Here is a 12,182-nt window from a genome sequence, read left to right on the forward strand (position 1 = left end):
CCCTGCCCGCACGCCACTGGCGGCTCACACCACTAGCGGCTCACGCCGTCCCGTCCGCCGGGGCCACCGGGAACGCCACGTCGCACACCTGATCTTCCGGCCCTGCCGAGTCCCACTCCACGAAGTAGATCTCGCGGCACGCTCCCGCGACCCGCAGTCCTTCGCGGGCCACCCACGCCTCCACCGCATCGAACGCGCCGATGATCTGCGGATAGGAGACCTGGGCCTTGGTGATGCGGGTGTAGGCGAGCCGGTGTGCGGGCTCCACCCGGAAGCCGGTGCCACGCCGGCCGTCCGCCTTCTGCGCCCACGCCCGCGCCGCCTCCGCGTCCCTGACCGGGACGCACGCCTCCGCGGGGCCGTCGCTGTCCTGGGTCACCTCGGAGTGGTAGACGACGAACGGCGACGCCGCGACGCCACCGCACTCCCTCTCGGCCGCTTCCTCCAGGCGCTGCGTCGACGCGCCGATCCAGACCGGCAGCTCCTCGGCAAGGAGGTGCCTGCTCTCGCAGATCACGTACTGCTCCGGCACGTCGACGGTCTTGATCTCGAAGTCTTTCCCGTACATCTCACAACCTCTTCCGGACAGTCGTCCACGGAGGTACCCCACGAGCGTGCGCTGCTCCGCATGCCGTTCCTCGACGCCCGCCCAGTACGCGGCGACCGCCTGCCCCGCTCCCTCGCCGTCGAGCCGTACCGTCGCGGCGATGTCCGCGAGCGGCATGCCGAGACGGCGCAGCAGGACGACGGTGCGGGCGTGCTCCACCTGGGCCGCGCGGTAGTGGCGGTAGCCGGTGGACCCGTCGACGTACGCGGGGGTCAGCAGGCCGAGGCGGTCGTACAGGCGCAGGGCCTTGGGCGAGAGCCGTGCCCGGGCGGCGAACTCGCCGATGGTGAGCAGCGGTTCGTCGTTCGGCTGCCGGCCCTGCGGTGCGTGCGCGTCCATGGGGGCATCCTCCGTCACCGGGCCCCTCGGCCCGGCACGCAGGACGATGGGCTCTGCCCCTGGGGGAAGGTCAACGGCCGTAGTACGCCTGTGCCTCCAGCCACCGGCGGTGCCTGCCGCGTCGTACCCCCACGATGATCGCGATACCGGCGCCCGCGAGGAGGCCGAGGAGCGGCACGACCACGGTCACGACTATGCCGCCGACGAAGGAGGCGAAGTCGGCGTCGTCGCCCGGTGCGAAGGTGAGGGCGCCGCGCGGGTCGTCGCACTGCACGCGGTAGTCCGCGGCGGTGTCCGCCTTGAGCACGAACACCCGCTGCCACTCGACGCTGCCCTTGGTCACGGTGAACGTGCTGTCGGGCGTGGTCACGCGCGGTACGGAGCCGGCGGGAGCGGAGACCACCTCGCAGTGCGCGCGGGAGATGAACGGGCTGCGTACGTAGATGGCGGCGGCGTCGTCGGGGCCGATCCGCAGCGTGACGGACTGCCCGCTGGTGAACGCCTCGCTGTCGTCGACGGAGTCCACCGTCGAGGTCAGCGTCATCACGAAGCTCGCGATGCCGATGCCCACACAGAGGGCCGCGATGAGCCCCGCGACGACGAACCACCGCCGCCGGGGCCGCAGTTCTCCCGCGTCGATACGGGGCGGCGGCCCGGGCGGTGGCCCATAGGGATACATATCGGAACGATGGCAGCAGGCCGGGGGCCGGGGGAAGAGACCTGAGGATGAGCCCGGGGTGCACCCCGGGCGGAGCTAGCGGGAACTGCCGTGTGCGACGGGGTACTTCGCGTACGCCTTCAGGTCGCCCTTCAGCTCCTCCTTCAGGTAATCCCGCCAGATCCGCACCGGAAAGACGTTCCCGTGCTGGGATTTGGCGCCGCCCACGCCCGACATGGGCAGCAGCTGCGGCTCGTCGGGGCTGGTGCGGAACATCGTCACGGCGGTCGAAAGGTCCTCGGTGGTTGCGGTGAACCAGGCCGACCGGAGGCGGTCCTGGTCGCCGGTGCGCCCCGCGACGACCGGCCGTTCGACGGAGGACATGCCGACGCCCCGCATCGCGTCGGCGGTTTCGTCGGCCACGTCCGGGTCGAGGGCGCGCCGCGCACCCGGCCGCGCGAGCCCGTCGACGGTCACGTCGTCCTTGACGACCTTGGTCACCGAGTAGGGATCGTGCTGCAGGCCGCGATTGACGAAGGTTCCGTAGGCCCCGGCCATGCGGATCGCGCTGGGGGTCGACGTACCGACGGGGAAGGTCTTCTCCAGGCGCGCCATGCTCCCTTCGAGCAGCCCGGAGGCGACGGCGGTGCTCCGCACCCGGTCCCACCCGACATCCTTGCCTAGACGCATGTAGGTGGCGTTGCCGCTCTTCGCCAGGGCCTGGCGCAGGGTGGGGTGGGAGTCGTCGGGCCGGCCGCCGGGGGTGGCGGGCGTGGTGCCCCCGGTGACCCCGGTGGGCACGGCTAGGCCCAGCAACCGGCCGCCGTCGTCGTAGAAGCTCTCGGCCGACACCGTCTGCCACGGGGCGTCGCGCCCCGCCGATGCACGAGTGCCGTGCTCAAGGGCGGCGGCAAGGACGAAGGGCTTGAAGGCGGACCCGACGGGGACGCCGGAGGTGTCGGCATTGTTGGTGAAGTGCTTGGTGGCGTCGGCGCCTCCGTACAGGGCGACGATGGCGCCGTCGTCCGGTCGTACGGAGGCGGCGCCCACCTGCACGCCCTTGTCGGCGGCACGCTTCCCGGGGTCGATGTCGCGGTCGAGTACGCGCTCGACCGCGCACCTCAGGCGCCGCACCTTCTCCTTGTCGAAGGTGGTGTGGATCTTGTAGCCGCCGAGGGCGAGGTCCTTGTCGGTCAGGGAGGTGTGCTGCTTGATGTACTTGTTGGCGGCGTCGACGAGATAGCCGGTCTGCCCGCCCAGGCTGGTGGCCCGGGACTGTTTGTGGGGCTCGGGGTAAGTCGTGAACTTCGCGCGCGCTTCGGGCTTCATGAGCCCGGCCTTGACCTGCCGGTCGAGGATCCACTTCCAACGGGCCACGCTGCGCCGGTGATTGGCGCGGCTCGCGGACGGGTCGTACTGCTCGGCGCCCTTCAGGAGGGCGGCGAGGGCGGCGCCCTGACCGGCGTCGAGTTCCTTGGCGGGGATCCCGTAGTAGGCGTGGGCGGCGGCTTCGATGCCGTAGGCGCCGCGTCCGAACCAGCTGGTGTTGAGGTACCCCTGGAGGATGTCCTGCTTGGTCTTGCGCTGGTCCACCTTCAACGCGATGACGAACTCCTTGACCTTCCGGGTCACCGTCTGGTCCTGGGAGAGGTAGGTGTTCTTCACGTACTGCTGGGTGATGGTGGACCCGCCCTGCGTCTCCTGGCCGCGGACCATGTTGACGGCGGCGCGGGCCAGGCCCTTGGGCGAGACGCCGGAGTCGCTGTAGAAGGTGTCGTTCTCGGCTGCGATGACGGCGTTCTCGACGGCATCGGGTATCTCCGAGAGCCGGACGTTCTGCCGGTTCACCTCGCCGGTGCTCACCATCTGGGTGCCGTCGGCCCAGTAGTAGACGTTGGCCTCGCGCCGGGCGGCCGCGTTCTCGTCGGGGATGTCGACGGAGAGATACACGACGGCGAAGAGGCAGACGATGGCGCAGACGCCGAGGCCGAGGGATCCTGCCCACTGCCGCCAGGACGGCAGCCAGCGGCGGATGCCGCGTCTGCCGTGGCGGGGGTAGTCGATGAGGCGGCGGCGTGGCGTGCGGGCGCGGGGGCGGCGGCGGCGGCGGCCGGGCCCCCGCACCGGCTTCCCCAAAGTGTGTGTCCCCATGGTGGGGGAGAGGGGGCGCCGGGGCCGGGGGGTTGGCCGGGAGCGTATTAGGGGGGCGTAACAAGGACGGGGCGCCGGGGGGCGGAGCCGGCGGGGGCGGGAACAACGACCGGGCGGGTGCGAGCGGATCCGGCGGGGGCGGGACGGCTGCCGCGGGAGAACCCGCTGGCAGGGCCCGGCCGTGGCGGCTCCCCTTGGCCACGGCCGGCCCGCCTCAACCATGGGAGCCGATCAAGCGGGAGTGCGCCGACCTCCATGGGAGCTGCAGGATCAGTGGCGCCATCACGGCGGGGCCACAACGGCCCGCCACCACCGGTCCATCTCCTGTGTGCCCGGGACAAGCCGTTCAACACACGTTGAAACCGGGAGCAGCTGCCACGTCCCGATCCGGGGTGGTGGCGCATCGGTCCTGCCGGGTTCAGCACGCGGTGAGGTCCTCCCGGTGCACCAGGCCGGCCAGCGAACGCAGGTACAGCAGCACCAAGGGGTGGAAGTGGTACTCCACCTGGTCACGGCGGTTGACACCGGTGATGTCCAGAAGTGAGGCGTCGACGAGGGCTTCGAGGAACTCCTCGGCGCCGGACTCGGACTCCGCGAGCAGACCCGCGGCGTCCAGAGCGGTGAACGTGCCGTCGCCGAGCAGCGCCAGCGCGGGCAGCGGCCCGAGCAGGCGGCCGTCGAGCTGCCCCGTCGCCGACCGCAGCGTGCCGGCGAGCCCGAGGTGGCCGAAGCGCAGTTCGGCCAGGCCGGCCCGTGGGTCGGTGAGCCGGGCCGCGAGGCGCGCCGCGGGCCAGTGCGGGCGTGCGGCGAGGCGGCCGCCCGCGATGCGCACGGCCAGGGGGAGCCCCGCACAGAACTGCACGATCCGGCTGGTGGCGTCGGGGTCGGCGGTGGCGGTGCGGCCGCCCGCGACGGCGGCGAAGAGGTCGAGGGACTCGGCGGGAGCCAGCAGGCCGAGCGCCACCGTGTGCGCGCCGTCGGCGACGGCGAGCCGGGTGCGGCCGGTGATGAGCACCGCCGTCCGGGGCCCGCTGGGCAGCAGCGGGCCGAGCAGGTCGCCGCCCGCCGCGTTGTCGAGCAGGATCAGGAGCCGCTTGCCGAAGGTGCGGGTGCGGTAGCGGCGCACGAGTTCGTCCAGGCCGTGATCGCCGCCGTGCGGTGCCGGGGCCTCGTCCCCGAGGGCGTGCAGCAGTTCGGTGAGGACGTCGCGCGGGTCCTTCGGGGAGCCGTCGGGGCGGCAGAGGTCCGCGGCGAGCTGACCGTCGGGGAAGTACCGCACGCAGGAGTGCGCGGCCCGTACGGCCAGGGCCGTCTTGCCGATGCCCGCCATGCCGGTGATCAGCACCCGGCGTGGCCGGTCCGCCTGGTCCGAGGGGGCCAGCAGCGATTGGATCTCGGCCAGTTCGGCGTCGCGGCCCGTGAAGTCCGCGGTGTCGGGCGGGAGCAGGGCGGGTACGGCGGGCTCGGTCTGCTCGGCCGGCGCTTCCGCCACGGGGTCCGGCACCACGCTGAGCGTCACAGGGGCGGCGTCCGGCACGTCGTCGGCGTACGAAGGAAGCAGACTCCGCTGCGGTTCACCGCGCAGCACGGTCTGGTAGATGTCCGTCAGTTCGCTGCCGGGGTCGATGCCGAGCTCTTCCGCGAGGACCTTGCGGCCCTGGTGGAAGACGTGCAGCGCCTCGGCCTGCCGGCCGGAGCGGAAGAGGGCAGTCATCAGCTGGGCCCGCAGCCGTTCGCGGACCGGGAAGCGGGTGACGAGGCCGGTGAGCTCGGAGGTGAGCGCCGCGTGCCTGCCAAGAGCGAGGTCCGCCTCGATACGGCTTTCCAGAGTGGTCGTGTACTCGTCCTCCAGACGGGGGAGTTCGGCCGCCGAGAGGTGCTCGGTCACGTTGGCGAGCGCCGTGCCCTGCCAGAGGCCGAGAGCCTTGCGCAGCAGGCGGCCCGCTCCCTCGTGGTCCTCCTCCCGGAGGGCGGCGCGGCCGAGCCGGTCCAGGCGCTCGTACTCGACGACGTCGAGGAAGAAGCCGTCCTCGGCGTGCAGGGCGTAGCCGGGCTGCCTGCGGACGATGTCGATGTCGGGGCCGAGTCGCTTGCGCAGCCGGGAGACGTACGTGCAGATCTGCGCGCTGACGGTGGGCGGCGGCGCACAGCCCCAGAGCAGCGCGCTCAGCCGGGAGTCGGAGACGACGCGGCCGCGGGCCATCAGGAGCGCCGCGAGCATCGTGTGGATCTTCGAACCGGAGAGCGCGACCACGGTCCCGCCACGTCGTGCTTCCACTGGGCCAAGCACTCGGAATTCCATGGTGCGAGAGCGTAGCCAGCACCATTTTTCATGGGTTTTCGGCTTGATTTCCATGGATCGAAATCGAGCCGAAATGGCGTCGATAGGAGTGAGCCATACAGTCGAAGACGTCGCATCAGACCAGTCGTTGAGGAGAAACACAATGCGTAAGCTCCGCACCCTTCTTGCTGTTGCCGTGGGTGCAGCGTGCGTGAATGTCGCACTGTTGGCGGGACCCGCGAGTGCTCAGGCAGCGGAGGGGGACCTGCCGTGGACCAAGGGGGCGGGAATCTCCCTCGAGCTGCCGGTGATCGGTGAGATATCCCTGGACCTGGACGTAGACCTTCCGTGGACCTGACCGTTCTGCTGCGGCATGCCTGAAAAGCCCCGGGCCATCGGCCCGGGGCTTTTCCGTGCGTGGTCGCGTCGCCGTCAGTTCTCGATCAGGCGGGTCAGTGTCATGACGGACGGCTTTCCCGGACCGGCCGTGCGCACCGCGTCGAGCAGCCTCGCCGTGTACTCCTGCCAGGAGGTCGCGGTCATCGAGCGGAACGCCTCATGGGCCCTTTCCAGCCAGGAGGCCGCCGCGTCGTTCCCCCGGATCGCCTGGGCGCAGCCGAGATCTGTCTCGATACGGGCGAGCAGGAACCGGTCGTGCACGTCCTCGGCGGCGCGCACCGCGGTGGTGAGGGTCCGCACCGCTTCCTGCGGGCGGTTCTGACGCCACTGGGCCTCGCCGAGACCGCGCAGGCCGTGCGCCTCGCCCAGCACGTCGCCCTGGCTGCGCGTCATCGTGATCACTTCGAGGCAGGCCTGTTCGGCCTGCTTGGCCTCGCCGGCCCGGAGCAGCGCCTCGGCGAGGCGGTAGATGTTCTGCGCGCGCCCGCGCAAGGAACCGGCTTCCTGGCTCGCGGCGATCGCCTTGGTGCTCAGCTCCATGCCCAACTCGGCGTTGCCGCTTTCCAGTTCGATCTGGGCGAGCAGGCCAAGTGCGTGCGAGCGGCCCGCGAGGTCGTCGGTGCGCTCGAAGTCCTCGATGGCGGCGCGGCAGCGGCTCGCGGCCAGGGGCAGGTCGCCGCCGAATCGCGAGCAGAGGGCGAGGTTGCGCAGTGCGATGGCGTGGCCCTGCAGCTGGCCCATCCGCTTCAGGAGCGGGAGTGCCGGGGTGAGCCAGGACTCCGCTTGTTCGTAACGGCGGCGGTAGATCGCGAGGGTGCCCAGGGAACGCAGCATGGTGCCCTCGCCGACGGGGTCGCCCACGGCGCGCGCGGCGGCCAGGCCGCGGGTGGCGGTGTCCCGCCAGTCGTCGAGGTAGTTGCGGGTCTCGAAGAGGGGGACGGCGCGCGAGGCGAGCGCCCAGGCGTGGGCGGCATGGCCGGTCTGCGCGGCATGGTCGACGACGTCGACGATGGCGGCGCGCTCCGCCTCGAACCATTCGATGGGCTCGGTGAGCAGTTCCTCCACGCGGTGCGCGGGCAGTGTGACGCCCAGGCTCGCGCGGTGCTCGGTGAGGTCCTTCCCGTACAGCATCTCGTGGGCTCGGTCGGCGAGCGCGAGCCAGGTGCCGAAGGCGCGCTCCAGGGCGGCCGCACGGTCCGCCTCCGAGTCCTCGGCCTGAGCGCGTTCCCAGGCGAAGAGCCGCAGGAGATTCTGGAAGCGGAAGTGGGTGAGGCCGCCGGGCGGGCCGGGGCAGGTCTCCAGGAGCTGGGCGTCCACGAGCTGCTCGATGAGGTCCTCGGCCTCGATGATGTCCGTGTCCAGGACGGCCGCGCCCACCCAGGCGGCGAAGTCGGGGACGGTGAGCAGGCCGAGCCGTCGGTACAGACGGGCGGCGGCCGGGGTCAGATTGCGGTAGCTCAGCCAGAATCCGGCACGTACGCCGCTTTCGCCCGGGCTCAGTTCGTCCAGGCGCCGCCGGTGGTCCTCCAGGCGGGTGACCAGCTGCCCCACCGACCAGTGCGGGCGCGTGGTGAGGCGGGCTCCCGCGATGCGCAGGGCGAGCGGAAGCCGGTCGCAGAGCTCGACCAGGCGTGCCGTGGCCTCGGGGGCGGCGGCCATCCGTTCGGCGCCGACGACCGCGCCGAGCATGGCGGCGGCCTCGTCGGGCTCCATGACGTTCAGGTCGATGCGCACCGCCGCGTAGTCACCGGCGAGGTCATCGAGGGCGTCCCGGCCCGTGATGATGACGCAGCAGCCGCCCTGGCCGGGCAGCAGGGGCTGGATCTGGTCGAAGGAGCGGGCGTTGTCCAGGACGATCAGGACGCGCTTGCCGTCGAGGACGCTGCGGTAGAGCGCGGCACGCTCCTGGGGGTCTTCGGGGATCTGCGGCTGCGGCACGCCGAGGGCGCGCAGGAACTGGTCGAGGACGGCGCCGGGGCCGAGCGGCTGGTCGTGTTCGTGGTAGCCGCGCAGGTCCATGAAGAGCTGGCCGTCGGGGAAGACGTCGGTGGCGCTGTTCGCCCAGTGCACGGCGAGGGCGCTCTTGCCGACCCCGCTGACCCCGCTGATGGCCGCGATGGCCAGCGGCGACTGTTCGCCGCGGTCGTCGAGGAGCCGGTCGAGGACCGCGCTCTCGGCGGCGCGCCCGGTGAAGGACGCCGATGCCAGGGGCAGCTGGGCCGGTGAGGTGCTGAGCCGGACCGCGGGAGCGGGCGCGGGCGCCGGGGTGACGGGCGGAGCGTTCAGTTCCTCGGCGCCGCTCAGGATCAGATGGTGCAGCTCCTGCAGGGCCGTACCGGGCTCGATGCCCAGCTCGTCGACCAGGACGCGGCGTCCCTCACGGAAGACCTCCAGTGCCTCGGCGCGGCGGCCCGAGCGGTGATGGGCCAGCATCAGATGGGCGCGGGCCTGTTCACGCAGCGGGAACTCCCTGACCAGCTCGGAGAGGGAGGTGATGAGGGAGCGGTGGCGGCCGAGCTTCAACTGCGCGGCCGCGTGCTCCTCGTTCACGTCCAGCCACAGTTCGGTCAGGCCCGTCGCGGTGTCCTCGATGCGGCCACCGGTCAGGCCCTCCAGGGCACGGCCCCGCCACAGCGCCATGGCCTGCTCGAAGTGGTCCGCGCCCTCGGCGAAACGGCCGGAGCGGACGGCGGCGCGGGCGTCGGTGACCTGTTCGTCGAGCTCGCGGAGGTCGATGTGGTGGCTGCCGGCGGTGAGGGCGTAACCGGGATGGTCGGTCCTGATCAGGTCGTCGGTGCCGGCGGCCTCGCGGAAGATCCGGCGCAGGGCCGTGACGCAGATGGCGATCTGGTTGCGGGCGGTGGCCGGAGGTGTGCCTCCCCAGACCGCTTCGGTCAGGTCGTCCAGCGAGACGATGCGGTCGGGTGTGAGCAGAAGCATGGCGAGAATCGTGCGCTGGCGGGCGCCGCCAAGTCTGACCGGTCTGCCGTCGGCGTGTACTTCCAGTGGTCCCAGTAGTCGGAATGAAAGCCGGCGCACAAAGTCCTCCCCCGGGCTCGACGGCCCCCCGCCGTCGAGCTGTGAACTAAGTGTGTGCTGTCAAACACTTGACGTCAACGAAACTCTTTCGTAACCCGCATCGCACCCATTCCGGCAGGTACGCGCGTCACGAAGTGCGGATGGGCGGGTGCGCCGCCGGAGCGGGCGGGCATTAATTGATGATTCATCAATACCCGACGGCCTTCGCCCGTGCCCGGGGCGAAGGCCGTGTGCGGGACGAAGCCCGTTAAACCGGTCAGTCCGTCGTCGTCACGGTGACGTTGCCGCCGCCGGTGTGGGCCTTCACCTTGTGCGGGGAGGATGGCGTGTTCGTGACCCCGACATCGCGGTTGCCGCCATCGGTCTTGGCGTCCACGGAGTACTTTCCGTCCGGCAGTCGCACGCTGACGTTGCCGCCGCCCGATTCGGCGTTGACCTGGTCGGGAGCGCCGGTGAACGAGGTGTCGACGTTGCCGCCGCCGGTGGACGCGTCGACCTTCTTCGCGCCGGATTCCTTGACGCGTACGGTGCCGCCGCCCGTCTTCGCCGCGGTGTCGCCGGAAAGGCCGCGCACCGTGATGTCACCGCCGCCGGTCTCCAGATTCACGGCGGTGCCCGCGGGAACCTCCACGGTGTAATTGACGCCACACTTGCTGGCGTCGTCGTTCTCGCATCCGGGAGCGTTCAGGGAGAGTTCACCCGACTTCACGTCGTGCTCGGCACGAGGCTTTCCGTCGGTGTACTCGAACTCCTCGGTGACACTGATCCCCGAGCCGCCCCCGGTGACCACTTCGATACTGCCGCCGTAGTTCTTGATGCCAAGAGATGTCACTTTCTCATTGACCTGATACTGCGACTTCTCTGTCTTGATCTCGCCGTCGCAGGCCGTGAGAGCGCCGCCGGCGAGGGCGACGGACGCGGCGACGAGCAGCAGGCTCTTGGTCTTCTTCATCGACTTCTTCGACGGCATCGTCATCGTGCTTCTTCCTCAGGTCGGTTGGAAGGGCGAAAAAAAGAGAGCGGAAAGGCCGTCGTCAGCGAGCGGCGTGCGTGGCACGGCTGACGCGGTGCGGGAAGGCCGCGACCGAGTCGTACGTGCCTGCGGTCTCCGCCACCCAGAAGTGGTCGGCGATGGTGACGGGCGATACGGAGTGCACCGTGCGCGGCAGCCGGAAGGCGAGCCGCAGGTCGTCCGTGCCCGGGGTCAACTGGCCCCATGCCAGGGTCCATTCGCCCTGTGTGCCGGTACCGTACACCGCGTTTCGCAGCGAGAAGGCGGTCGGCCGGCCCGCGGTGAAGGTGTCCAGAAGCCGCTGCCCGCTGTAGAGGTCGAGCGTGGGTTCACCGAGGTGGCCCCGGCCGATCCGCAAGGACCGGCCGCTGAGCGGAAGAAGGAGGGTGTGGAGGTCTATGCCGTCCGTCAAGACCTGTGTCGACTTGCTCTTGAGCAGCATGAACTGCTCTCCTTTCCGGCGAAGGGGTTCCAGCGACTTCTCTTCACCGGTCCGTCGGGTGGCAGCCCGGCGGACCGATCGCGTACAGGGCGCCGTGCGGCGCGTACGGCTCGGTGTTACTCGACGTCCTTGAGGGTGCGCTCCATGGACTCGACCCGCGAGCGCATGTCGGAGAGCTGTGCGGCGATGTCCGTGAGCTTGTGGTCCGTCAGTTCCTGGGTGGTCACGGCGAGTTCGGTCAGCCTGCGGTAATCCTGCTCGCGGGCGAGCTGTGCCTCGGCCCGCTGGGTCTTGCCGCGTTGGCGCAGGGCCACGATGATCACCGGCACGAGCAGCAGCAGGCCGCCCAGCGTGAAGATGATCGCGTCCAGATCGTAGATGTTGTTCATCGTTCCCCCTGGGCCTGACCGGCCTTTTCGTCGGTGGCGATTGTGATCGTCTCGGCTACCGGGATGATGCTGCGCGGCGTCAGGTCCAAGGCGAACGGCACGACTTCGTAGTACTTCATCGCCTTCCCGTCCTCCGAGACCTCGAGCGTCGAGGAGACCAGTCCGACACTCTCCAGCTTGCGCAGATGCACCTGCAGCAACGCCCGGCTGATGCCGAGATCGCGAGCCAGGCGGCTCACGTAGTTGCGTTCCTTGGCCACGGCGGCAACTACTCGCAGCCGATGGGGATTGGACAGAGCCGCGAGCACTTTCGTCAATTCGTCTCCGCTGAGATCGGAGAGGTTCATGTGGACTCCTTGCTCGTGCCAAAAAAAGTTAGCAGGTGCCAGCGAGACGTACAACCGGAAGGCGCAGGGGAGTTGGACCTTGCTGGCCGAAAGCAGCCGGTGTCCATATCGGCACGGAGAGTGAAGCTCGGCCGTATAGGCCGGATATAGGCCCGGTATGAGAACTCCGCCGAGGCTGACGGGCGAAGAGGTTTCACCAGAGGCCCCCACGTCGCTCAGCGAGTGAGGTCCCACGTCACCCAGGGAGTTCTGACATGGCCGACGCGCCGACGGACGAGCGCACGTACCGCGTGGTGCTCAACGACGAGGAGCAGTACTCGATCTGGCCCGCCGACCGCGACGTACCCGCCGGCTGGCGCGCCGAGGGCACCGAGGGTGCCCGCGAGGCCTGCCTCTCCCACATCGGGGAGATCTGGACGGACATGCGGCCCCGCAGCCTGCGGCAGCGCATGGAGAGCGCGCCCGCCGCCTGACCGGCGCCGCTCCGTCCGCCCACCGCCCTCCACCGCCGCACACAT

Annotated in this window: 11 protein-coding genes; 2 read left to right on the plus strand and 9 right to left on the minus strand. The window is 70.4% G+C overall.

Annotated elements, in window-relative coordinates; translation table 11 throughout:
* Positions 1-40 precede the first annotated feature (40 nt).
* The 4 genes from ACWFR3_RS05480 to ACWFR3_RS05495 all read right to left on the minus strand — a co-directional run bounded on the left by ACWFR3_RS05480 (position 41) and on the right by ACWFR3_RS05495 (position 6,033).
* Positions 41-946, minus strand: coding sequence for a MerR family transcriptional regulator (locus ACWFR3_RS05480; protein ID WP_453733241.1), 906 nt, complete (start codon positions 944-946; stop codon positions 41-43).
* 70 nt (positions 947-1,016) lie between these two features.
* Positions 1,017-1,625 carry a serine/arginine repetitive matrix protein 2 gene (locus ACWFR3_RS05485; protein WP_453733242.1) on the minus strand — a complete coding sequence of 203 codons (609 nt, stop codon included), beginning with the start codon at positions 1,623-1,625 and terminating at the stop codon, positions 1,017-1,019.
* A 75-nt stretch (positions 1,626-1,700) separates the two neighbouring features.
* On the minus strand, positions 1,701-3,755 hold the full coding sequence (locus tag ACWFR3_RS05490) for a transglycosylase domain-containing protein (RefSeq protein WP_453733243.1): 2,055 nt from the start codon (positions 3,753-3,755) through the stop codon (positions 1,701-1,703).
* Between the two features lie 418 nt (positions 3,756-4,173).
* A complete protein-coding gene (locus tag ACWFR3_RS05495; RefSeq protein WP_453733244.1) occupies positions 4,174-6,033 on the minus strand; it encodes a BTAD domain-containing putative transcriptional regulator in 1,860 nt (619 codons plus the stop codon).
* 214 nt (positions 6,034-6,247) lie between these two features.
* On the opposite strand from ACWFR3_RS05495, the gene ACWFR3_RS05500 reads away from it, so the two are divergent.
* On the plus strand, positions 6,248-6,394 hold the full coding sequence (locus ACWFR3_RS05500) for a hypothetical protein (RefSeq protein WP_453733245.1): 147 nt from the start codon (positions 6,248-6,250) through the stop codon (positions 6,392-6,394).
* Between the two features lie 74 nt (positions 6,395-6,468).
* Here the strand turns inward: ACWFR3_RS05500 and ACWFR3_RS05505 are convergent, their stop codons facing one another.
* The 5 genes from ACWFR3_RS05505 to ACWFR3_RS05525 form a co-directional block, all read right to left on the minus strand.
* The gene (locus ACWFR3_RS05505) at positions 6,469-9,474 is read right to left on the minus strand and encodes a BTAD domain-containing putative transcriptional regulator (RefSeq protein WP_453733246.1); all 3,006 of its coding nucleotides are present in this window, start codon (positions 9,472-9,474) and stop codon (positions 6,469-6,471) included.
* Between the two features lie 256 nt (positions 9,475-9,730).
* Entirely contained in the window at positions 9,731-10,450 is a 720-nt protein-coding gene (locus ACWFR3_RS05510; protein ID WP_453733247.1) for a DUF4097 family beta strand repeat-containing protein, read from the minus strand.
* A gap of 58 nt (positions 10,451-10,508) precedes the next feature.
* Positions 10,509-10,928 carry a hypothetical protein gene (locus ACWFR3_RS05515; protein ID WP_453733248.1) on the minus strand — a complete coding sequence of 140 codons (420 nt, stop codon included), beginning with the start codon at positions 10,926-10,928 and terminating at the stop codon, positions 10,509-10,511.
* A 116-nt stretch (positions 10,929-11,044) separates the two neighbouring features.
* Positions 11,045-11,317, minus strand: coding sequence for a hypothetical protein (locus ACWFR3_RS05520; protein ID WP_453733249.1), 273 nt, complete (start codon positions 11,315-11,317; stop codon positions 11,045-11,047).
* Complete coding sequence (locus tag ACWFR3_RS05525) at positions 11,314-11,664, minus strand: ArsR/SmtB family transcription factor (RefSeq protein ID WP_453733250.1); 351 nt, start codon at positions 11,662-11,664, stop codon at positions 11,314-11,316. The genes ACWFR3_RS05520 and ACWFR3_RS05525 overlap by 4 nt, the downstream gene beginning before the upstream one ends.
* Before the next feature lie 254 nt (positions 11,665-11,918).
* Here ACWFR3_RS05525 and ACWFR3_RS05530 point away from each other — a divergent pair, with 254 nt between their 5' ends.
* Complete coding sequence (locus tag ACWFR3_RS05530; protein WP_453733251.1) at positions 11,919-12,137, plus strand: MbtH family protein; 219 nt, start codon at positions 11,919-11,921, stop codon at positions 12,135-12,137.
* The last annotated feature ends 45 nt before the right edge of the window (positions 12,138-12,182 follow it).

Source organism: Streptomyces sp. NPDC055189, assembly GCF_053606765.1.